Source organism: Parvimonas sp. oral taxon 393 str. F0440 (assembly GCA_000223315.2).
In the GTDB taxonomy this organism is placed as follows: domain Bacteria; phylum Bacillota; class Clostridia; order Tissierellales; family Peptoniphilaceae; genus Parvimonas.
Window position 1 is genome coordinate 624,726 of sequence record AFUS01000004.1, and the last position, 21,200, is coordinate 645,925.

Genomic DNA, 21,200 nt, shown 5'->3' on the forward strand with positions numbered 1-21,200 from the left:
ATATTAGTATTATTGAAATTAAACATATAAATTTTATAATTTGAATTAGTAAATTCTTTATTCCTAATATAATTAATACTTTTATACTTTTAAAAATATTCTTTCTAATCCTACTAAAACTTATCTTTATACTTTCAAAAAAATTTTTATCTTCTAAAAAAATATATGGTAAATAAATAATAAAAGTATTGAAAAAACAATTGCTAATAGTATTACTATAATAAAAAATATTATTCCTGCAGTTGAATTTAAAATATAATCTGTAACAAAATTAGGAAGTTTTATTCCTTTGTGAATTGAAGTTGATACAGGTATGTTTATGGACACCAATATTAGAATCAAATAATTTTGTATATAACTTATTTTTGATTTTATTTGTTTATATGAATTATTAAAAATTTCTAAAATTGAAACTTCATTATCTAGTCTTATTTGATTTGCAGTAAATATAAAACTACTTACTTCAAATAATTTAACTATAGAAAATGAAAAAATAATTATTAAAACAGACCATATTTTTGCCGGAGATTTTGCGAAAATACTAGGACTTTCTATATAGAAAAAGCCAAATTTAGTTAATTTTAAAATATATGAAAAAAATTCTTTTGCAAAAGGTAATAAAATAACAATAAAAGCAAGTTGATATAATAAGTCAAAAACTAATAAATTTCTAAAACTTTTCTTTTTTAACAGTTTAAACATATTATCTCCTTTCTAAAAAATATATAGATAATAATACCATAAATAGAGATAATTATAAAGTAAATAATGTTTTAAGAATTTATTTATGGTATAATTGATTTGGAGGATGCTATGAGAATTAATTTAAAAAAAGAATTAGAAGGTGATATTTTAGATATTGGTGGTGGAGGAGAAGGAATAATAGGACGTCTATATACCAATCAGGTTATTTCAATAGACAATAGAAAAGAAGAGCTTGATGAAGCTCCTGATTTTTGTAATAAAATTTTGATGGATGCTACCAATTTAAATTTTAAAGAAAATTCATTTGATGTTGTAACATTTTTTTATTCATTGATGTATATGAATGAAGAAACTAAGAAAAAAGCTATATTTGAATCCTTCCGTGTATTAAAAACAGGTGGTATTTTATGTATATGGGATACAGAGATAGAAAATATTTATCCTAAACCATTTTTAGTTGAATTGGATATTCGTTTTGAAAATAATGAAGTTCATACAACTTATGGAGTAATAAGAAATGAAATACAAACGATTGATATGATAAAAAATCATGCAAAAGAATGTGGATTTAAACTAATTTTATCTGAATTTGAAGAAAGTATATTTTATTTAAAGTATTATAAATAATAAATTATGTAGAACAATTTATGATAAAATTATTTTTAAAAATCATATTGACAAAATACAATTTTCTTGCTATCATTTAGTTGTAAGTTAATTATGATAACTTAAATGAAATAAAATTAATGAGAGAAAGAGTATCTAGGGTTCCGAATCTATTTGCTGGTCCGAGCGATACGAATACTTTTTAAGTATTACACCTAAGGGAGAAAAGCCCAGGAGGTAGGTTTCGCTTGAAGCCTACTTGCTGGGCTTATTTATTTCTTATGTTTAATTTTAGGAGGTATTTTATGGAAAAAATTTACACTGGAAAGACAAAAGATATTTACAAGAGCGAAGATGGAAATTACGTTTTAAAGTTTAAGGATGATGTTACAGGAGAAAATGGAGTATTTGATCCTGGTGCTAACACTGTTGGTTTATCAATTGAAGGTGTAGGACATGAAGGTTTAAAGATTACTAAATATTTCTTCGAAATTTTAAAGGAAAAGGGAATTAGAACTCATTATATAGATTGTGATTTAAAAGAGAATACTATGACCGTAAAACCTTGCAAAGTTTTTGGTAAAGGTATAGAGGTAATTTGTAGATTTAAAGCTGCAGGAAGTTTTATAAGAAGATATGGTTTATATGCAAAACCTAATGATGATTTAGATACTTATGTTGAAATTACATTAAAAGATGATGAAAGATGTGATCCTTTAATTACTAAGGATGCACTTATTATGTTAAATATATTAACTGAAAAGGAATATGAAGACTTAGTAGCACTTACTAAAGAAATTTGTACTATTATTAGAGATGTTTTAAAAGAAAAGGGACTTACTTTATACGATATTAAGTTGGAATTTGGTAAAGTTGATGGAGAAGTTGTATTAATTGACGAAATATCTGGTGGCAATATGAGAGTCTATAATGGAGATAAAATTGTTGCACCAACTGATTTATATTCTTTTTGCTTAAATAATCATAGCCGGAGAATATTCCGGCTTTTTATATTGTGAAACTACAAGGCTTTTAGATGCCAACCAGGTGATAAGAATTGAGAAAGGGATTAATATTTAAAATAATTTGGAGGTAATTATGAAAGTGGCAGTTATTATGGGCAGTATTTCTGATAAAGATATTGCTAAAAAAACTTGTGATATTTTAAAAAAATTTGGGATAGAATATGATGCAAGAGTTATCTCTGCTCATCGTTCTTTAGAATTTGCAATAGATTTTGTTAATAAAATGGAAGAAAATAAGATTGAATTAATTATAGCATTTGCAGGTAAAGCAGCTCATCTAGCAGGTGTTTTAGCTGGAATTTCAACGGCACCTGTTATAGGTGTTCCAGTTAAAGCTTCAACACTTGATGGATTAGATGCTCTACTTTCAACTGTTCAAATGCCTAAAGGAGTGCCTGTTGCAACTGTAGCAATAGATGGAGCTGAAAACGCCGGTATTTTAGCAACACAAATTTTATCATTAAAATATGATGAGTTAAAAGTTAAACTTAAAGAATATAAGCTTGAGATGAAAGAACAAGTAAAAAAAATGGATAATGATTTAGATATATAAATGGAGGATATTTTAATGGCATTAACATATAAATCTGCAGGAGTAAATAAACATGAAGGATATAATGAAGTAAATTTAATAAAAAAATTTATTAAAAACACATATACAAAAGGTGTTCTTTCTGATTTAGGCGGTTTTTCAGGACTTTTTGAACTTGGAAAAGATTTTAAAAATCCTGTTTTGGTTTCCGGAACTGATGGGGTTGGAACGAAAGTAAAATTGGCTCAAATGATGGATGTTCATAATACAGTTGGAATAGATTGTGTTGCAATGTGTGTTAATGATATTTTATGTCAAGGTGCTAAACCTTTATTCTTCTTAGATTATATTGCTACCGGAAAACTTGTTGCAGAAAAAATGGCAAGTATTGTTGAAGGTGTTGCAGAAGGATGTATTCAATCAGGAAGTGCTTTAATTGGCGGAGAAACTGCTGAGATGCCAGGAATATATAAAGAAGAAGATTATGATATTGCAGGTTTCTGTGTAGGTGTTGTCGAAAAAGATAAAATAATTGATGGTAAGAAAAATGTAAAAAAGGAAATGTTATTTTAGCATTACCATCTTCAGGGGTTCATAGTAACGGTTTTTCTTTAGTCAGAAAGATAATTTTTGATTATAAAAACTTTTCATTAAACGATATGATAGAAACAGGAAAAACTTTAGGGGAAGAACTTTTGACTCCAACTAAAATTTATGCGAAATCAATAGTTAATTTGTTAGAAAAATTTAAGGTAAATGGTCTTTGTCATATAACAGGTGGAGGAATTTATGAAAATGTACCAAGAGTTTTAGGTGATGATGTTGATGCCAAAATTATTGAAAAAAATATTCCGCAAAAAGAAATTTTTTCACTTCTTCAAAAATGGGGAGAGATTTCAAAAGAAGAAATGTATGGCACTTTTAATATGGGAATAGGAATGTTAATTTTTGTAGAAAGAGAAGATGTTGAAGGAATAAAAGGCTTATTTAAAGAAATGAATGAGGAAATTTACGAAGTTGGAGAAGTTGTAGAAGGAAATTCTAAAGTAATTTTATGTTAGTAAATTTTGGAGGAATTATGGATAAGAGAATTTTTGTTAAGAAGAGAGATGGATATAATAAGGAAGCTTTAGATCTTAAAAACAATTTAAATATAGAATATAATTTAGGAATAAAAGATTTAGAACTTTATATTATATATGACATTTACAATATCAATGAAAAACATATGAATTAGCTAAAAATTCAGTTTTTCAGAAGTAATGATTGATGAAGTAGTTGAAAACATAATACTACAAGATGGAAGATATTTTGCTTATGAAACATTACCTGCTCAATATGATCAAAGAGCTGATAGTGCAGTTCAATGTGTATCTCTTTTAGATAATAATTCAAAAATTACTGTAAGAAGCGGAAAACTTATAATTTTTGATAGAGTTTTAAATCAAGATGAAATGGATAAAGTAAAAAATATTTGGTTAATCCTATTGAATCAAGAGTTAAAGATATGAATATTTTGAGTTTTTCAATGAGTTCAGAAATGAAAAAAATGAAAGACTTAAAAGGCTTTTCTTCTTTTTCAAAAGATGAATTAATTGATTTAAAAAAGAAATGTCTCTAGCGATGAATATTGAGGATTTAATTTTCATTCAAGATTATTTTAGGAATGAAGGAAGAATACCTACTGAAACTGAAATCTACGTTTTAGACTGCTATTGGAGTGATCATTGTAGACATACAACTTTTGAAACTGTGTTAGATAATATTAAAATTGAATCTGAGCTTTTCCAAAAAGAAATGCAAAATGCTTTTGATATTTATTTAAATATTAGAAAAGAATTAAATATTACTAAGCCTATAACTCTAATGGATATGGCAAGTATATTCGGTAAATATCATAAAAGAGTATTAAATGATCAAAATATAGAGGTTAGTGAAGAAATTAATGCTTGTTCATTTTTTACTGATATTGAAAATAATGGAGAAACAGAAAAATGGTTAATTCAATTTAAAAACGAAACACATAATCACCCTACAGAGATTGAACCTTTTGGTGGAGCGAGTACTTGTGTTGGAGGAGCAATTAGAGATCCATTGTCCGGAAGAAGTTATGTTTATCAAGCAATGAGAGTAACAGGTTGTGGTAATATTTTACAAAAAAGAGAAGAAACTTTGAAGCATAAGTTACCTCAAGTTGATATTTCTACAAAAGCCACAAGTGGCTACTCATCTTATGGTAATCAAATTGGACTTGCAACAACTTATGTAAAGGAACTCTATGATGACTCTTATGTTGCTAAACATATGGAAGTTGGAGCGGTTGTTGGAGCAGTCAAATACGGAGATTTCAAAAGAGAAACTCCTGTTAAAGATGATATTGTAATCTTAATTGGAGGAAGAACAGGTAGAGACGGTATTCAAGGAGCAAGCGGTTCAAGTTTAATTCATACAAATGATTCTCTTGAAACAGCATCAAGTCAAGTGCAAAAAGGAAATGCCATTGAAGAGAGAAAAATTCAAAGATTATTTAGAAAACCTGAAGTTACAAAATTGATTAAAAAATGTAATGATTTTGGTGCGGGTGGTGTTTGTGTTGCAATCGGAGAATTATCTGATGGAATTGAAATTCATTTAGATAAAGTTTTATTGAAATATGAAGGGTTAAATCCGACAGAAATTGCCACAAGTGAGTCACAAGAACGTATGGCAATTGTAATATCACCAAATGATTATGAAATTTTTATAAAAGAATGTGAAAAAGAAAATATAGAATATTCTAAAGTAGCAACTATAACCGATAGAAGAAGACTAGAGATGTATTATTATGATGATAAGGTTATGGATTTAAGCGCAGACTTTTTGGCAACAAGTGGAGTAAGACAACACTCAAAAGCATTATTATGCGATAATAATGGAAGCAATCCTTTTGAAAATAAGCTTATTTCTAAAGAAAATGTATTAAATGAATTATCATCATTAAATGTAGCTTGTCAAAAAGGAATTGCTCAAAGATTTGATGCTTCAATAGGTGCAACAACCGTATTAATGCCCTTCTCAGGTAAAAATCAATTAACTCCTGTTCAAGCTGGTATTCAGGCATTACCTACAATTCATTCAACAAGTGATACAGCTACAATTTTGAGTTATGGATTTATTCCAAAGATATCTCATTACTCACCATTCTTATCAGCTATTTATGCTGTTTTAGAATCTGTTGCCAAAGTTTATGCTGTTGGTGGAGATAAAAGTAATTTATATTTTTCTTTCCAAGAATATTTTGAAAAACTTGGAAAAGACAGTAAAAAATGGGGAAAAGTTACTCAAAGCTTACTAGGAACTATCTATGCTCAAAATGAGATAGGATGTCCAAGTATCGGAGGAAAAGATAGTATGTCTGGAACATTTAACGAATTAAATGTCGTTGAAACATTGATATCTTTTGCATGTACTCCTGTTAAAATTAAGAATGTAATTTCTCCGGAATTAAAAACAATTGGAAATTATATATATTATGTTCCTATTGTAAAAAATTCGAAAGGATATCCTGAAATTAAGGAAACATTAAAAAGCTATGAACTGATAAATGAACTTATAAAATCAGGTAAAATTTTATCAGCATATGTTCAGGAAGAAGGTAGTGTAGTAAGTTCTCTAGTAAAAATGGCAGTTGGAAATGGTTTAGGTTTTACAGTTAATAAGGAAAATATTTTAAATTTTGATCCTGCATCAATTGTTGTAGAATCAAATTGTGAATTACATTTTGAAAAAATTGGAATGGTTAGTGAAGAAATATCTATAAATGGAATTAAATTTGATTATGATGAAATATATAATGCATATACAAAAACATTAGATAAAATCTATCCTTTATATCAAAATTTAGACTGTGGAAATTGTGAAAATTTATCTAATTATAAAATTGAAAAAAAATATTTTAAAGAATATATTGAAAATGTAAATGTCTTAATTCCTGTATTTCCTGGAACTAATTGTGAATATGACGTAGAAAAAGCATTTATTGACGTAGGTGCTACAACAAAAACTGTTATATTTAGAAACAAAAAGGAAGATGATATTGAAAAGTCAATTGATGAATTGGTAAATGGAATAAAAGATGCACACATTATTATGATACCAGGCGGATTTTCAAGTGGAGATGAGCCTGATGGAAGTGCAAAGTTCATAGTAAATGTTTTAAAAAACGAAAAAGTTAAAGATGCAATTCATAAACATTTAGATGATAAAAATTAATTTTGGGTATTTGTAACGGATTTCAAGCATTAATTAAGTCAGGACTTATACCTTACGGAAGAATAAAGTCTTTAACTGAAGATGACTTGACATTATACAGAAATGACAGTTATCATCATATTTCAACAAGTGCTATAACTTGTGTTGCAAATGTGAATTCTCCTTGGACTCAAGATTTTGAAATTGGACAATTGCATGAAATTATGTTTAGTCATGGTGAAGGAAAACTTGTTGGAAACAATATTGAGAAATTTAAGGATTTATGTGCCTTCCAATACTGTGATTTTGAAGGTAATGCAAGTAGCAATGGAAAATTTAATCCTAATGGTTCATTATATGCCATTGAAGGTATGATAAGTGAAGACGGATTGGTTTTAGGGAAAATGGGACATAGTGAGCGTTATGGAACCGGTTTATATAAAAATAAAACTATAAAAGAAATTCAAAATATATTTGAAAATGGTGTAAACTATTTTAAAGGAAATAAATAATATATATTAGCATAAAATTAATATTTTTATATAAAAATATTGATAATAAAAAAGATTTTTAAGGAGAATAACAAGTGCGTGGAATAAATGAAGAATGTGGAGTTTTTGGTGTCTGGAATCATAAAGATGCTTCAAAGTTAACATATTTTGGACTTCATAGTTTACAACATCGAGGACAAGAAGGGGCAGGAATAATTAGTTCTGATGGAGAAAAATTATATAGTTATAGGAATTTAGGATTGGTTTCTGAAGTTTTTAAAGATAAAGAGCTTTTATATAGTTTAGTTGGGACATCTGCGATAGGACATGTAAGATATGCAACAGCGGGAGATAATAGTGTAAGAAATGTTCAACCATTTCTATTTGATTTTTATGATATGAGTGTTGCTATTTGTCATAATGGAAATTTAGTAAACGCTAAGAGCTTGAGAGTAGAGTTAGAAAAAAAAGGAGCAATTTTTCATTCTTCATCAGATACTGAAGTGTTAATTCACTTAATCAGAAGGAGTAAAAAAGAATCTTTCGAAGAAAAACTAAAAGAAAGTTTGAGTAAAATTAAAGGTGGTTTTACTTATTTAGTTCTAGTTAAGGATACTTTATATGGAGCAGTTGATCCAAATTCTTTAAGACCTCTAGTTATTGGTAAAACAGAAAATGGAACTTATGTTATGACGAGCGAAACTTGTGCTATTGATAATATTGGTGTTGAATTTGTCTGCAATGTAAAAGCAGGACAATTGGCTATTATAAATAAAGATGGTCTTAGAATAGAAAATTACACTACTCCTGATAGAATTTCAATTGCTGCTATGGAATATGTTTATTTTGCAAGACCGGATTCTAATATTGCAGGAATTAATGTTCATACTGCAAGAAAAAATACAGGAAGAACTCTTGCAAGAGAATGCCCTGCAGATGCAGATATAGTTGTTGGTGTACCTAATTCTTCACTTTCTGCAGCAAGTGGATTTGCAGAAGAAAGTGGTTTGCCTTATGAAATGGGATTGATTAAAAATCAATATATTGCAAGAACTTTTATTCAGCCTACTCAGGAGCTTAGAGAGCAAGGTGTAAGAATGAAATTATCTGCGGTTAAAGGGGTTGTTAAAGGAAAAAGAGTTGTTATGGTTGATGATTCAATAGTTAGAGGTACAACATGTAAAAGAATTGTTAAACTTTTAAAAGATGCAGGAGCATCTGAAGTTCATGTTAGAATTGCATCTCCTCCTTTTGCATTTCCTAGTTTTTATGGAATAGATATTTCTACTTCAAGAGAACTTATTGCAGCTAATAAAACATTGGAAGAAATAAAAGAAATAATAGGAGCTGATTCATTAGGGTATTTGAGTGAGCAAGGACTTGTAGATTCAATAGGTCTTAAATTTGATGCTCCATATAATGGATTATGTATGGATTGCTTTAATGGAGACTATCCTGCAGGATTGTACGATTATGAAGAGGATTTTAATAATTCTTTAACTGATATTCAAAGAAGAATTTTAGAAAGAAAAAATAAATAATTTTAAATAATTTAAGGAAAGGTAAATTATGTTGAATATAGCTGTTTTTATTTCCGGTGGAGGAACAAATTTACAAGCCATAATTGATGCTGTCAAAGAAAATAAAATTAATGGAAAGATAAAATTGGTTTTTTCAAACAGAAAAAATGCTTATGGGCTAATAAGAGCACAAAGTGAAAGTATCTATACATTTTATTTGAATAGAAAGAACTTTTTTAGTAATGAAGAATATGATGAAAGAATACTTGAAGAGCTAGAAATAAATAACATTGATTTGATTGTACTTGCAGGTTATTTGAATATTTTATCTTCAAAGTTGGTTTCAAAGTATTCAAATAGAATTATAAATATTCATCCATCTTTGATTCCTTCTTTTTGCGGAGACGGATTTTATGGAGAAAATGTTCATAAGGCAGTTATAAAATCAGGTGTTAAATTTACCGGAGCTACAACACATTTTGTTGATGAAAATGTAGACACCGGAGCTATAATATTGCAAGATGTTGTTCCGGTTTTTATAAATGATGACTTTGAAACTGTTGCTAAAAGGGTTTTAGAAATAGAACATGAAATATTGGTGAAGACAGTAAAGGCATTTTGTGATAATAAGATTGTTTTTAAAGATAATAGAGCATTCATAGTGGAGGAATAAGATGTCAAAAAGAGTGTTAATAAGTGTTTTTGAAAAAGAAAATATTGTTGAATTTGCAAGTGAACTTGTAAAATTAGGATGGGAAATTATTTCAACTGGAGGAACTTATAAAATTTTAAAAGAAAGTGGACTTAATGTTATTGAAGTTGATGAAGTAACTAATTTCAAGGAAATTTTAAATGGTCGTGTTAAGACTTTACATCCATTTATACATGGTGGAATTTTATATAAACGTAATGAACAAAGTCATGTTGAAACGGTTGATAATCTTGGTATTTCTTCAATAGATATGGTTGTAAACAATTTATATCCTTTTGAAAAAGTTTTAAATAGTGAAAATAAAACACATGAAGATTTAATTGAGAATATTGATATAGGTGGACCGTCAATGATTAGAGCTGCTGCTAAAAACTATAACGATGTATCTATTGTTGTTGATCCTAAAGATTATTCTGAGATTATTGAAAGATTGAAGGAAGATAAATTGGATAAAGATTTTAGATTGTATCTATCTTGTAAGGCTTTTAATTATACTGCATACTATGATGCTTTGATTTCATCTTATTTCAATGATTTATTGAATATTGATTTTCCAGAAAAATTAACAATGACTTATAAAAAAGTTAATGATTTGAGATATGGGGAAAACCCGCATCAAAATGCTTCTTTTTACGAAAAAGTATATGTTAAGGATGATGAAAAAGCTGATTTCAAGCAATTACATGGAAAAGAATTGTCATATAATAACTTAACTGATATGTACTCAGCTATTAAAATTGTTAAAGAATTTGATGAACCTTGTGTAGTTGCGGTCAAACATAACAATCCTTGTGGACTTGCAATTTCAGATAATATTGATGATGCTTACGATAAGGCTTATGCTTGTGATTCAGTTTCGATTTTTGGAGGAATTATTGCTTTAAATAGAGAAGTGACTAAATATATAGCAGAAAAGATTAATAGTTTTTTTGTAGAAATTGTAATTGCAAATAAATTTTCTAAAGAAGCTATAGAAATTTTAACTCAAAAGAAAAATATTAGATTAATTGAAGTAGGAAATATTTCAGATTTCAAACTTCCAAAAACAACAATAAAAGAAGTTTTAAATGGTATTGTTGTTCAAGACTATGATAATATTTTATTTAAAGAAAATTTAAAAGTTGTTACAAAGAGAAAACCAACTGAAGAAGAGTTAAAAAATTTAATTTTCGGTTTTAAAGCTTGTAAAACAGTTTCTTCAAATGGAATAGTAATAGTAAAAAATAATGCTACTATTGGAATAGGACAAGGAGAAGTTAGACGTTCTTGGGCTGTTGAAGAAGGATTGGAAAGATCAAAAGAAAATCTTAAAGATGCAGTTTTAGCATCAGATGCATTCTTTTTCGAAGATACTGTTGAATTATTAAAAGAGAATGGAATTAAAGCAGTAATTCAACCGGGGGGTTCTATAAAGGATGAGAACGTAATAAAATTATGTGATGAATACGGCATAGCAATGGTACTTACATCTACAAGGCATTTTAGACATTAGGAGGAAGTCATGAAAGTTTTAGTTATTGGTAATGGTGGAAGAGAAGATGCTATTTGTAAAAAAATATCTGAAAGTAATAAATGTACTGAACTCTTTTGTTCAAAAGGTAATGCAGGAACTCTTAGATATGCTAAAAATGTCGAATTAAATACAAATGAAGAAATTTTTGAATTTTCAAAGAATAATGATATTGATTTAGTAGTTGTAGGACCGGAAGCTCCGCTTTGTGAAGGTATTGTTGATTTTTTTAAAGGTAGTAATATAAGAGTTTTTGGAGCTGATAAAAAAAGTGCAAGACTTGAAGGTAGTAAAGATTTTGCAAAAGAATTTATGAAAAAATATGATGTTCCAACTGCAAAATATGAAACTATAAAATCGATAGAAGAAGGAAAAAAAGCTATTGAGAATTTTTCATATCCAATAGTTATAAAGGCTGATGGACTTTGTGCAGGAAAAGGTGTTAGAATTTGTAATACTAAAGACGAAGTTTTAGATTATTTCAAAGAACTTTTTGAAGATAAGATTTTTGGAAAAGAAGGAACCACAGTTGTTATTGAAGAATTTTTAAAAGGGAAAGAAGCTTCTTTACTTTGTTTTGTATCTAAAGGAAATTTAATTCCTATGGAAAGTGCAAGAGACTATAAGAGAATTTTTGATAATGATGAAGGTGAAAATACAGGAGGTGTAGGCTGTTATTCGCCAAGTGAGTTATTTAATGAAGAATTAAAATTAAAAATTGAAAAAACTTTAGAAAAAATTTCAAATGGATTAAAAAACGAGCATTTAGAATATTCAGGAATACTTTTTATTGGATTTATGATTGATGAAGATGCTAAAGTATTGGAATTTAATGTAAGGTTTGGAGATCCTGAAACGGAAGTAGTTTTACCTAGAATGGAAAGTGATTTACTCTTAGCTATAGAAAAATCTTTAGATGGCAGTTTAGAAAAAGAAGATTTAAAATGGAAAAAAGAAAAATGCTTAACAGTTATTTTAACTTCTAGAGGTTATCCTAAAAATTATGAAAAAGGAAAAGAGATATCTGGAATAGATTTAGTTGACAAAGATATTTATGTTTATCATAATAATACTAAGGTTAATGGAAGTAAAATATTGACTGATGGAGGTAGAGTTTTATCAGTTACTGCGCTTGGTAACAGCTATGATGAAATCAGAGAAAAAGTTTATAAAAACATTGAAAAAATATCATTTGAAACAAAACAATATAGAAAAGATATCGGAAAAATGTAGCATTCTATAAATCTCTAAAAAATATATGTGATTTTTTAAGTAAAAACTTTACATATATTTTTTTTGTGATATAATATATCGGTAAATCCTTGCTCGATAAAAAGAGCCAGAGACCATAAGGAGGTGAATGTAATGAGAAAATATGAAGGAGTTTTTATTTTCAAACCAAATTTAGAAGATGAAGTAAGAAACCAAGCATTTGATAGAATTAAAGCTGCTATTGAAGCTAATGGAACTATTACAGAAATTAACGAATGGGGAAATAGAAAACTTGCTTATGAAATTAACTACATTAGAGAAGGATATTATATTATAGTTAATTTTGAAGCTGCTGCTGAAGTAGTTGCTGAAGTAGAAAGAAGATCAAGAATATCTGATGCTGTCATTAGATATATGGTTGTTAAGCAAGAAGCTTAGTGGAGGAACTTTATGAATAGTGTAATTTTAATAGGTAGATTAATTAAGGATCCAGAATTAAGATATACTCAAACATCTAGTAGCAGTTATGCTAGATTTACCATTGCAGTAGATAAGGGAATGTCTAAAGAAAAAAACAAGAATTAGAAGCTAAAGGTCAACAAACTGCTGATTTTATAAATATAGTAGTTTGGGGAAAACAAGCTGAAAATTGCCAAAAATATCTGCAAAAAGGTAGAAATGTAGCAATTCAAGGTAGACTTCAATCTGGAAGTTTTACTGCTCAAGATGGAACTAGAAGATTTGTTACAGAAGTTTGGGCTGAAAGAGTTCAGTTTATTGACTGGGGAGATAGAGTTCAAAAATCTGCTACAACACAAGGATTTGGTTCATTTGATACAGGTATGGATGATGGATTCGATTTACCTTTTCAAGATGCATCAGATGAAGAAATTCCATTTTAATTTTTAAAGGAGACAAAAATATGCAAAGAAAATTTAGACCAAGAAAAAAAGTTGTTGCATATTTCTCAGATAACAGTAAACCACTTGATTATAAAGATGTAAACACTCTAAAGAAATTTATTAGCGAAAGAGGTAAGATTTTACCAAGAAGAGTGACTGGTGCTACTGCTAAACAACAAAGAGAAATTACAGCAGCTATAAAAAAAGCTAGACAAGTTGCGCTATTACCATATAGTGCAGAATAATAGATATTAAGGGGAGATGAAGTCTCCCTTTTTTATTGTGATAATGGCACTTAATATTATTAGGAGAAGTTATGAATACGAAAAAAAGAAATTTATTTATTATTGCAGGACTATTATGGTTATTTGCAGGAATAATGGTTATGAAAGTTGGAATACCTTTTTTAGTTAGTGATGATAAAATGTTCATATTTGGATTATTGGGAGCAATAGCTATATTTTTAATATTTTACATAATGATATTTTCAAAATATGTACATAAGCACAAAAATAGGATTTTAAATGATAAAAGAGAACTAATGAAAATTTGGGAGTTTTTTGATAAAACAAGTTATATTTTGATGATCTCAATGATGACTTTTGGAATGGTATTAAGATTTAGTGGTTTGTTACCAAATTTTTTCTTTGAATTCTTCTATACAGGATTAGGATTTGCACTATCACTAAGCGGAATTTCATTTTTATTTTTAGCTTATAAATATATTGATATTTAAATCAATTGACTTTTAAAACTATTAATGATAAAATGAATGTATAATAAGACTTTAATTTGATAATATGCTTATTGAGAAAGAGGTGAGCTTATGAATAATAAATTATCCGTAAAGAATAATGTTGAAAAATTTAGAGTTGAAAAGGAATTTTCACAAAGGGAATTAGCTAATTTGATTGGAGTTTCAACTGATATTATCGTTTCAATAGAAAATGGAAGTTTAATTCCTGACATAAGACTTGCTCTTACCATATCTACTGCATTAAATAAAAAATTTGGAGAGGTTTTCTTCTTCAATATTGATTGTAAAATATTTTAACTAAAGTACACTCGCATGAGTGTATTTTTTATATAATAATAATTTTTAAAGTGTCTCTGATAAATAGCTTAGATTATATTTGTTTTTATATATTATTTTATGATACAATTAAACTAGTATAAATTAAGGAGTTTTTATGAATCAAAAAGTTATTACTGTTACTGTAAATATAGATATGAATGAAAAGACTTTAGAAGATAAAGTCATTGAACTTGAAAAATTAGTTGAAGCGTTAGATGGGGAAGTGGTTTTAAGTTTGACTCAAAATAAATCCTATGTAGATAAGGCTTTTTATATTGGAAAAGGAAAAGTAGAAGAGATTAAAGACTATTGCGAAAAATTAGAGGCAGAATTTGTAGTCTTTAATAATGAATTAACAGGTTCTCAAGTAAAAAATCTTGAAGAAATTATAGGGATTAGAGTTATTGATAGAACTAATTTAATTTTAGATATTTTTAGTGAAAGAGCAAGGACTAAAGAGGCTAAACTTCAAGTTAAACTTGCAAAATTAAAATATACTTTACCTAGATTATCTGCACTTAGAAGTGGCTTTTCAAGACAACAAGGTGGAATTGGTGGTAAGGGTATAGGCGAGCAACAAATAGAATTGGATAGAAGAACTATAAATAGAGAAATTTCAAGTATCACTTCGCAACTTAAAGAGATTGAGAAAAATAGAAATGAAATTAGAAAAAAAAGAATTAATTCAAAAGAGCCGATTATTTCTCTAGTAGGATATACAAATGCTGGAAAGTCAACTTTGATAAATAAGTTGATTTCATATGGTAAAGATGAAAATTCTGAAATTAAAGAAGTTTTTGTTAAGGATATGTTGTTTGCAACACTGGATACTTTTGTTAGAGAAGGTTCACTTTTAAATGGTTCAAGAGTAATGTATGTAGATACTGTAGGATTTGTTTCAGATATTCCACATAATTTAGTTGAAAGTTTTAAAGGAACACTTGAAGAGATAAAATATTCAGATTTGATTTTGCATGTTGTTGATATTTCAAATGTTAATGTGGATGAGCAAATTAAAATAACCAATGATATGATAAAAAAACTTGAATGTGAAGATAAAAATGTAATTTATGTTTTTAATAAAGTAGATAAATTAATAGATGAAAATATTAAACTACAATATGCGAATATTGAAAATAAGGTATTTATAAGTGCAAAAAAAGAACAAGATATTGTTTTGCTTCTAAAAGAAATCGAGAAAAATTTGTTTTCATCATTAGTTAAAACAAGATTGTTGATTCCTTATGATAAGCAAAAAATTATGAGTAATATTTTAAATGTTTATACACCGGAGTTTGTTGAGCATGGGGAAAATGGTAGTTTTTTAGAAGTGTTTTTAAAAGCGGAAGACTATTCAATTTATAAAGGATATGAAGTAAATGGAAAATAACGAAACTTTTTTAAGTATTTATAGTAATCAATCATATAGTTTTATAGTAAATAAATCAGAATTTATCGGACATGCTTTTTATGTTGAAAGTGTTGATGAGGCAGAAAAGTATATTTCTGAAATAAGAGATAAATATAAAGATGCAACTCATAATTGTTTTGCATATATAATTGGAGTTGATAAGTTAATACAAAAATATTCTGATGATGGAGAGCCATCAGGAACAGCAGGGATTCCAATGCTGGAAGTTTTAAGAAAAAAAGACCTAACTAATTGTTTGGTAATTTCTACAAGATATTTTGGTGGAATTTTACTTGGTGCAGGAGGTCTTGTTAGAGCATATACTAAATCCACTGTTGGGGCACTGGAAGAATCAATAATTGTAAAAAAAGAACTTTTTTATAATATAGACATAATTTTAGATTATGTTTTTTGGGGGAAAATTGAAAATATTTTAAAAAATTTCGGACTTGAAATTATAAATATTGAATACCTTGAACAAGTTAAAATCAATTTGTCGGTTAAAAAAGAAAATTTTAAAAGGTTAAAAAATATTATTACTAATGAAACATCGGACAATTGTATTATAAAGATTAATGGAGAAAGTTATGGCTCAGTTTTTATCTAATTATATATAAATATTTTACAAGTTGATTAAACAAGTGTTTGGTTATATATTATTTAATAAGATTTACATTATTATTCCTTGTATTAAAATAACTTTTATTGTATAATATCTAGTAATGATATAAAATTTGAATATTATTTTGAGGAGGGTTTTGACTTGTCTGATAACAAAACAAATGACAACATTGTAGTTATGAAAGGCATTACTAAAATTTTTGGCAAGAACAAAGTTTTAGATGAAGTTGATTTTGAATTAAAAAAAGGAGAGATTCATGCTCTTCTAGGAGAAAATGGTGCCGGTAAAACTACTTTAATGAATATTCTTTATGGCTTATATTCACCAAATTCTGGAGAAATTTATATTAAGTCAAACAAATATACCAATATGACACCGAAGATTGCAGTTGAAAATGGTATTGGAATGGTTCATCAACATTTTATGCTAATAGAGCCTTTTACTGTTATCCAAAATATCGTTTTAGGAACAGAGGATACTAAAGGTTTGTTTATTGACCTTGAAAAATCACGTAAAAAAGTTCTTTCTATAATTGAAAAATATGGTTTTAATATAGATTTAGATTCTAAAATTCAGGATATTACAGTTGGTTCTCAACAAAAAGTTGAAATTTTAAAAGCTCTTTATAAAGGTGCTGAAATTATTATTTTTGATGAACCTACAGCTGTTCTTACACCACAAGAAATTGAGGAATTTATAAATATCTGTAATAATTTAAGAAATGAAGGAAAATCTATTATAATAATTACACATAAGTTGGACGAAATTAAAAAGATGGCAGATTATTGTACAATTATTCGTCGTGGAAAGTTTATCGATAAAGTTACTGTTTCTGAATCTTCACAAAAAGAACTTGCTGAAAAAATGGTTGGTAGAGAAGTTAGTTTCAGTGTAAATAAAAAAGAAACTGAAATAGGGGAAGTTGTCTTAGATGTTAAAGATATTAATGTTCTTAACAATAGAGATTTACCAGCTTTAAGTGGATTGAGTTTAAATGTAAGAAAAGGTGAAATTTTAGGAATAGCGGGGGTTGATGGAAATGGTCAATCAGAACTTATTGAAGCTATAACTGGTTTAAGAAAAGTAGAGTCTGGGAATATTTTTATTCTTGGAAAAGATATAACAAACAAATCTGTTTATGATATTATTGAAAGTGGAATTAGTACAATTCCTGAGGATAGACATAAACATGGCTTAGTATTAGATTTTTCTGTTTCTGAAAATATGATTTTAGAAAAAAGAGGTAAAGCTCCTTTTTCTAAAAAAGGAATTTTAAATTTTAAAGAAATTGAATCATATACTCAAAAAATGATTGATAAATTTGATATAAGACCGAATGATATTCATGCTACTGCAAGAGGACTATCTGGTGGTAATCAACAGAAAGTAATTTTAGCAAGAGAAATTGATAACAATCCCGACTTATTAATAGCTGCACAACCTACAAGAGGTCTTGATGTTGGAGCTATTGAAATAATTCATAAATATATTGTAGAACAAAGAGATAAAGGTAAGGCTGTTCTATTAATTTCATTTGAATTGGATGAAGTTATGGACTTATCAGATAGAATCGCTGTTATCTACAAGGGAAAAATAGTTGGAGAAAGATTAGCAAAAGATGCCAACGAAAATGAATTAGGACTTATGATGGCTGGAGGTGTTATTAATAATGAACAGTAGAAAAAAGATATTAATGCTTTTATTTTCCGTATTGATTGGATTTGTTGTAGGATCTATTGTTATTATGATAGCCGGATTTAATCCTATTGAATATTATAAAATAATGATAGAAACAACTTTTTCAAGACCAAAATTTTTTGCTAGAACATTAGTAGATGCTGTACCTATAATAATTGGTAGTATAGGTGTTTCATTGGCATTTAAGACTGGTGCCTTTAATATCGGTGCAGAAGGTCAATTTATAATTGGTTCTTTAACAGCTGCATTCTTTGGTTACTTTTTGAAATTACCTCCAATTATTCATCCTATAGTATGTATTATATTAGCTGGTTTAGCAGGTATGGCTTGGGGTGGATTTGCTGGTTGGGTTAAATCAAAATTTGGAGTTCATGAAGTAATAACTACAATTATGTTGAATTGGATAGCATTATATTTTTCTAATTTAGTTGTAACTTTTGGGAAGTTTTATAATGAAACAGGACAAACTTCAAATGATATTCAATCAACTGCAAGTATAAAAATGTTTCAAGGTTTAAAGAATTCTTCTATTCCGTTTATAAAAGATTTCTTTTCAGCTGATATAAATTTTGGAATTATATTAGCTATTATTTTAGCTTTTGCAGTTTATTATCTATTAAATAAAACTTCGAAAGGTTATGAATTAAAAGCTGTAGGCTTAAATCCAAATGCTGCAGAATTTGGTGGTATAAATGTTGGAAGCAATTTAGTTTTATCAATGGGGTTATCTGGAGCATTATGTGCCATAGCGGGAGCGGTTAAAGTACTTGGATTTGCGGGAAATGTTGCAAGATTGACTGTTGCTGAAGGTAATGGTTTTGATGCAATGTCAGTTGCTCTTTTAGCAAATAGTCATCCGATAGGATCAGTATTCTCAGGCTTCTTCTTTAGCGTTTTGAAAAGAGGGGGATTCAGGGTTCAACAATTATTAGGTGTTCCTTATGAAATTGTTCAAATTATTATAGGTATTATTGTTTTATTCATTTCAATGCCTTTAGTTATAAAAATTATATCAAGTAAATTTAAAAAAATTGGAGGTAAAAAGTAATGAGTTTATTAAAAATAGCTTTATTTATATCTGATACATTATTATTTGCAACTCCATTATTATTTACTGCTTTAGGTGGAATGTTTACAGAAAAAGCAGGTGTTACTAATATCGGTTTGGAAGGTATGATGACGATAGGGGCTTTTGCTGGAGCTGCGGTTGGATATTTCACAAAAAGTGCATTATTAGGATTTTTGGCAGGTGGAATTGCAGCATCATTAGTTGCTCTTATTCATGCTATTGTTAGTATAACATTTGGTGCAGATCAAGTAGTTTCGGGGATTGCTATAAACTTCATTGGTCCAGGAGTTGCATTATTTATTTGTTCACTTCTATTTGATGGGGCAAAGCAAACTATTCCTGTAGCTGAAGGTGAAGGAAAAATGCTAAAAATATTTGATAATTTAACAGGTGTTGACTTTATAGATAAAATATTAGGACAATATGTTACTACTTATATAGCTTTAGGATTGGTTGTATTAATATCAATATATTTATATAAGACAAAATTCGGCTTGAGATTAATCGCAGTTGGAGAACATCCAAAAGCTGCAGAAACATTAAATGTTAATGTTTATTTGTATAGATATTTTGCCGTAATAATTTCTGGACTATTAGCTGGATTTGGTGGTGCAACTATGAGTTTGGCTACTGTTTCAAACTTTTCACAGTCACTTGTTTCAGGACATGGATTTATAGCATTAGTTGCTGTTATTTTTGGGAAATGGAAACCATATGGTGTTTTAGGAGCATGCCTGTTTTTTGGTGCAGCTCAAGAATTGGCGATTTTATTGCCTGGATTAAATATTAATATTCCGGAGCCGATTTTACCAATGGTTCCATATATCAGTACATTATTGGTACTTATTTTCTTCGTTGGAAAGTCAAAAGGACCTTCTTCAGCGGGAGTTCCATATATAAAATTGGAAGATTAATTAAGAAAGGCATACTGTTCGGTATGTCTTTTTGTTGTGAAATATAAATGTTTATATTTATATAAAATTTGTATTTAATAAAAATTATATATAGTTTATAAAAACAAGGAGATAATTATGATAACAATAAAAAGTAAACATGAAATAGAAGGTATGAAAAAATCAGGTGAAATTTTGTCAAAAATTCATATTGGTCTAAGAGATATAATAAAACCTGGTATTACAACTTTAGAAATAAATAAATTTTGCCATGATTTTATGTTAAAACATGGAGCCAAGCCTAAACAAATAGGATATCACGGATATCCTTATGCAACTTGTACATCTGTTAATGACGTAATATGTCATGGGTTTCCAAGTAAACAAGTTTTGAGATCGGGAGATTTAGTTACTGTAGATATGGTTGTAGATTTAAATGGTTATTTATCAGATAGTGCATGGAGTTATGCAGTTGGAGAAGTGTCTGATGAAGTTAAAAATCTTATGGATGTTACAAAGGAGGCAATGTATAGAGGAATTGAAGCTGCTGTAATTGGTAATAGGATTGTTGATATAGGAAAAGCGATTCAAAGTTTTGTTGAGCCTAAAGGATATTCAATAGTTAGAGATTTTTGTGGACATGGAATAGGAGTAGAAATGCACGAGGATCCCCAAGTTCCTCATTATATTACTGCTACAAGAGGAGTTAGACTTGTTGAAGGTATGGTGATAACTGTTGAACCTATGATTAATACAGGTGATTGGAGATGTACTATTGATGATGATGGTTGGACAGCAAGAACGATTGATGGTGGTCTTTCTTGTCAATATGAACATACATTTGTTATTACAAAAAATGGTCCTTTAATTTTAACAGATCAATCATTGTATGAATAGTATGATAAATATTTAGTAATATATATAAAAATATTATTTATTATTGCATTTTTTAAAAAATAGGAGTATAATCATATTATAGATATTGTA

At 28.2% G+C, this 21,200-nt stretch carries 24 protein-coding genes and 1 pseudogene; 24 read left to right on the forward strand and 1 reads right to left on the reverse strand.

From position 1 onward, the window contains the following. Nucleotides 1-153 precede the first annotated feature (153 nt). Nucleotides 154-702 (reverse strand): glycerophosphoryl diester phosphodiesterase membrane domain-containing protein, encoded by a 549-nt coding sequence (locus HMPREF9127_RS04040; protein ID WP_009447973.1) that lies wholly within the window; start codon nucleotides 700-702, stop codon nucleotides 154-156. Between the two features lie 111 nt (nucleotides 703-813). Between HMPREF9127_RS04040 and HMPREF9127_RS04045 the strand changes: the two genes are divergently transcribed. The 24 genes and pseudogenes from HMPREF9127_RS04045 to map all read left to right on the forward strand — a co-directional run bounded on the left by HMPREF9127_RS04045 (nucleotide 814) and on the right by map (nucleotide 21,110). Continuing rightward, a complete protein-coding gene (locus HMPREF9127_RS04045; protein WP_009447925.1) occupies nucleotides 814-1,332 on the forward strand; it encodes a class I SAM-dependent methyltransferase in 519 nt (172 codons plus the stop codon). Nucleotides 1,333-1,616: 284 nt separating this feature from the next. Next, nucleotides 1,617-2,330 carry a phosphoribosylaminoimidazolesuccinocarboxamide synthase gene (locus HMPREF9127_RS04050; RefSeq protein WP_009447703.1) on the forward strand — a complete coding sequence of 238 codons (714 nt, stop codon included), beginning with the start codon at nucleotides 1,617-1,619 and terminating at the stop codon, nucleotides 2,328-2,330. Nucleotides 2,331-2,409: 79 nt separating this feature from the next. Further along, nucleotides 2,410-2,889, forward strand: coding sequence for a 5-(carboxyamino)imidazole ribonucleotide mutase (purE, locus tag HMPREF9127_RS04055; protein ID WP_009447968.1), 480 nt, complete (start codon nucleotides 2,410-2,412; stop codon nucleotides 2,887-2,889). Between the two features lie 15 nt (nucleotides 2,890-2,904). Next, nucleotides 2,905-3,929 (forward strand): annotated as a pseudogene (purM, locus tag HMPREF9127_RS04060) (phosphoribosylformylglycinamidine cyclo-ligase). A 17-nt stretch (nucleotides 3,930-3,946) separates the two neighbouring features. Further along, nucleotides 3,947-4,105, forward strand: a complete 159-nt coding sequence (locus HMPREF9127_RS08355; RefSeq protein ID WP_009448467.1) for a hypothetical protein — start codon at nucleotides 3,947-3,949, stop codon at nucleotides 4,103-4,105. A 25-nt stretch (nucleotides 4,106-4,130) separates the two neighbouring features. Further along, the gene (locus HMPREF9127_RS08360) at nucleotides 4,131-4,379 is read left to right on the forward strand and encodes a hypothetical protein (protein ID WP_009448373.1); all 249 of its coding nucleotides are present in this window, start codon (nucleotides 4,131-4,133) and stop codon (nucleotides 4,377-4,379) included. A gap of 112 nt (nucleotides 4,380-4,491) precedes the next feature. After that, complete coding sequence (locus HMPREF9127_RS09045) at nucleotides 4,492-7,119, forward strand: phosphoribosylformylglycinamidine synthase (protein WP_255261686.1); 2,628 nt, start codon at nucleotides 4,492-4,494, stop codon at nucleotides 7,117-7,119. A gap of 2 nt (nucleotides 7,120-7,121) precedes the next feature. Further along, on the forward strand, nucleotides 7,122-7,610 hold the full coding sequence (locus tag HMPREF9127_RS08370; protein WP_009447874.1) for a phosphoribosylformylglycinamidine synthase subunit PurQ: 489 nt from the start codon (nucleotides 7,122-7,124) through the stop codon (nucleotides 7,608-7,610). A 74-nt stretch (nucleotides 7,611-7,684) separates the two neighbouring features. Next, nucleotides 7,685-9,130: an amidophosphoribosyltransferase gene (gene purF / locus HMPREF9127_RS04070; RefSeq protein ID WP_009447759.1), complete on the forward strand. Its 1,446-nt coding sequence runs from the start codon at nucleotides 7,685-7,687 to the stop codon at nucleotides 9,128-9,130. 28 nt (nucleotides 9,131-9,158) lie between these two features. Continuing rightward, nucleotides 9,159-9,782 (forward strand): phosphoribosylglycinamide formyltransferase, encoded by a 624-nt coding sequence (gene purN / locus HMPREF9127_RS04075; RefSeq protein WP_009448059.1) that lies wholly within the window; start codon nucleotides 9,159-9,161, stop codon nucleotides 9,780-9,782. Between the two features lies 1 nt (nucleotide 9,783). Then, entirely contained in the window at nucleotides 9,784-11,313 is a 1,530-nt protein-coding gene (gene purH, locus HMPREF9127_RS04080) for a bifunctional phosphoribosylaminoimidazolecarboxamide formyltransferase/IMP cyclohydrolase (protein WP_009447958.1), read from the forward strand. A gap of 9 nt (nucleotides 11,314-11,322) precedes the next feature. Next, nucleotides 11,323-12,564: a phosphoribosylamine--glycine ligase gene (gene purD, locus HMPREF9127_RS04085; protein ID WP_009447976.1), complete on the forward strand. Its 1,242-nt coding sequence runs from the start codon at nucleotides 11,323-11,325 to the stop codon at nucleotides 12,562-12,564. A gap of 132 nt (nucleotides 12,565-12,696) precedes the next feature. Further along, a complete protein-coding gene (gene rpsF, locus HMPREF9127_RS04090; protein ID WP_009447852.1) occupies nucleotides 12,697-12,981 on the forward strand; it encodes a 30S ribosomal protein S6 in 285 nt (94 codons plus the stop codon). A gap of 12 nt (nucleotides 12,982-12,993) precedes the next feature. After that, nucleotides 12,994-13,128 (forward strand): single-stranded DNA-binding protein, encoded by a 135-nt coding sequence (locus tag HMPREF9127_RS09050; protein WP_009447762.1) that lies wholly within the window; start codon nucleotides 12,994-12,996, stop codon nucleotides 13,126-13,128. A 35-nt stretch (nucleotides 13,129-13,163) separates the two neighbouring features. Next, nucleotides 13,164-13,445 (forward strand): single-stranded DNA-binding protein, encoded by a 282-nt coding sequence (locus HMPREF9127_RS09055; protein ID WP_255261707.1) that lies wholly within the window; start codon nucleotides 13,164-13,166, stop codon nucleotides 13,443-13,445. 20 nt (nucleotides 13,446-13,465) lie between these two features. Then, nucleotides 13,466-13,690 (forward strand): 30S ribosomal protein S18, encoded by a 225-nt coding sequence (gene rpsR / locus HMPREF9127_RS04100; protein ID WP_004833472.1) that lies wholly within the window; start codon nucleotides 13,466-13,468, stop codon nucleotides 13,688-13,690. Nucleotides 13,691-13,761: 71 nt separating this feature from the next. Beyond that, a complete protein-coding gene (locus tag HMPREF9127_RS04105) occupies nucleotides 13,762-14,181 on the forward strand; it encodes a hypothetical protein (protein WP_009448341.1) in 420 nt (139 codons plus the stop codon). A 90-nt stretch (nucleotides 14,182-14,271) separates the two neighbouring features. Next, nucleotides 14,272-14,499, forward strand: coding sequence for a helix-turn-helix transcriptional regulator (locus HMPREF9127_RS04110; protein ID WP_009448256.1), 228 nt, complete (start codon nucleotides 14,272-14,274; stop codon nucleotides 14,497-14,499). 136 nt (nucleotides 14,500-14,635) lie between these two features. Further along, complete coding sequence (hflX, locus tag HMPREF9127_RS04115; RefSeq protein ID WP_009448032.1) at nucleotides 14,636-15,910, forward strand: GTPase HflX; 1,275 nt, start codon at nucleotides 14,636-14,638, stop codon at nucleotides 15,908-15,910. Then, nucleotides 15,900-16,538, forward strand: coding sequence for a YigZ family protein (locus tag HMPREF9127_RS04120; protein WP_009448000.1), 639 nt, complete (start codon nucleotides 15,900-15,902; stop codon nucleotides 16,536-16,538). The genes hflX and HMPREF9127_RS04120 overlap by 11 nt, the downstream gene beginning before the upstream one ends. 156 nt (nucleotides 16,539-16,694) lie before the next feature. Next, entirely contained in the window at nucleotides 16,695-18,233 is a 1,539-nt protein-coding gene (locus tag HMPREF9127_RS04125) for an ABC transporter ATP-binding protein (protein WP_009447892.1), read from the forward strand. Continuing rightward, a complete protein-coding gene (locus HMPREF9127_RS04130) occupies nucleotides 18,223-19,299 on the forward strand; it encodes an ABC transporter permease (RefSeq protein WP_009448360.1) in 1,077 nt (358 codons plus the stop codon). Before HMPREF9127_RS04125 ends, HMPREF9127_RS04130 begins: the two co-directional genes overlap by 11 nt. After that, nucleotides 19,299-20,234 carry an ABC transporter permease gene (locus tag HMPREF9127_RS04135; RefSeq protein ID WP_009447907.1) on the forward strand — a complete coding sequence of 312 codons (936 nt, stop codon included), beginning with the start codon at nucleotides 19,299-19,301 and terminating at the stop codon, nucleotides 20,232-20,234. The genes HMPREF9127_RS04130 and HMPREF9127_RS04135 overlap by 1 nt, the downstream gene beginning before the upstream one ends. A 117-nt stretch (nucleotides 20,235-20,351) precedes the next feature. Continuing rightward, on the forward strand, nucleotides 20,352-21,110 hold the full coding sequence (gene map, locus HMPREF9127_RS04140) for a type I methionyl aminopeptidase (RefSeq protein WP_009448194.1): 759 nt from the start codon (nucleotides 20,352-20,354) through the stop codon (nucleotides 21,108-21,110). The last annotated feature ends 90 nt before the right edge of the window (nucleotides 21,111-21,200 follow it).

What these genes read in the sequence shown, in the direction of transcription:
- HMPREF9127_RS04040 (WP_009447973.1), bottom strand. Translation starts at nt 702, where the DNA reads ATGTTTAAACTGTTAAAAAAGAAAAGTTTTAGAAATTTATTAGTTTTT.
- HMPREF9127_RS04045 (WP_009447925.1), top strand. Translation starts at nt 814, where the DNA reads ATGAGAATTAATTTAAAAAAAGAATTAGAAGGTGATATTTTAGATATT.
- HMPREF9127_RS04050 (WP_009447703.1), top strand. Translation starts at nt 1,617, where the DNA reads ATGGAAAAAATTTACACTGGAAAGACAAAAGATATTTACAAGAGCGAA.
- purE (WP_009447968.1), top strand. Translation starts at nt 2,410, where the DNA reads ATGAAAGTGGCAGTTATTATGGGCAGTATTTCTGATAAAGATATTGCT.
- HMPREF9127_RS08355 (WP_009448467.1), top strand. Translation starts at nt 3,947, where the DNA reads ATGGATAAGAGAATTTTTGTTAAGAAGAGAGATGGATATAATAAGGAA.
- HMPREF9127_RS08360 (WP_009448373.1), top strand. Translation starts at nt 4,131, where the DNA reads ATGATTGATGAAGTAGTTGAAAACATAATACTACAAGATGGAAGATAT.
- HMPREF9127_RS09045 (WP_255261686.1), top strand. Translation starts at nt 4,492, where the DNA reads ATGAATATTGAGGATTTAATTTTCATTCAAGATTATTTTAGGAATGAA.
- purN (WP_009448059.1), top strand. Translation starts at nt 9,159, where the DNA reads ATGTTGAATATAGCTGTTTTTATTTCCGGTGGAGGAACAAATTTACAA.
- purH (WP_009447958.1), top strand. Translation starts at nt 9,784, where the DNA reads ATGTCAAAAAGAGTGTTAATAAGTGTTTTTGAAAAAGAAAATATTGTT.
- purD (WP_009447976.1), top strand. Translation starts at nt 11,323, where the DNA reads ATGAAAGTTTTAGTTATTGGTAATGGTGGAAGAGAAGATGCTATTTGT.
- rpsF (WP_009447852.1), top strand. Translation starts at nt 12,697, where the DNA reads ATGAGAAAATATGAAGGAGTTTTTATTTTCAAACCAAATTTAGAAGAT.
- HMPREF9127_RS09050 (WP_009447762.1), top strand. Translation starts at nt 12,994, where the DNA reads ATGAATAGTGTAATTTTAATAGGTAGATTAATTAAGGATCCAGAATTA.
- rpsR (WP_004833472.1), top strand. Translation starts at nt 13,466, where the DNA reads ATGCAAAGAAAATTTAGACCAAGAAAAAAAGTTGTTGCATATTTCTCA.
- HMPREF9127_RS04105 (WP_009448341.1), top strand. Translation starts at nt 13,762, where the DNA reads ATGAATACGAAAAAAAGAAATTTATTTATTATTGCAGGACTATTATGG.
- HMPREF9127_RS04110 (WP_009448256.1), top strand. Translation starts at nt 14,272, where the DNA reads ATGAATAATAAATTATCCGTAAAGAATAATGTTGAAAAATTTAGAGTT.
- hflX (WP_009448032.1), top strand. Translation starts at nt 14,636, where the DNA reads ATGAATCAAAAAGTTATTACTGTTACTGTAAATATAGATATGAATGAA.
- HMPREF9127_RS04120 (WP_009448000.1), top strand. Translation starts at nt 15,900, where the DNA reads ATGGAAAATAACGAAACTTTTTTAAGTATTTATAGTAATCAATCATAT.
- HMPREF9127_RS04130 (WP_009448360.1), top strand. Translation starts at nt 18,223, where the DNA reads ATGAACAGTAGAAAAAAGATATTAATGCTTTTATTTTCCGTATTGATT.
- HMPREF9127_RS04135 (WP_009447907.1), top strand. Translation starts at nt 19,299, where the DNA reads ATGAGTTTATTAAAAATAGCTTTATTTATATCTGATACATTATTATTT.
- map (WP_009448194.1), top strand. Translation starts at nt 20,352, where the DNA reads ATGATAACAATAAAAAGTAAACATGAAATAGAAGGTATGAAAAAATCA.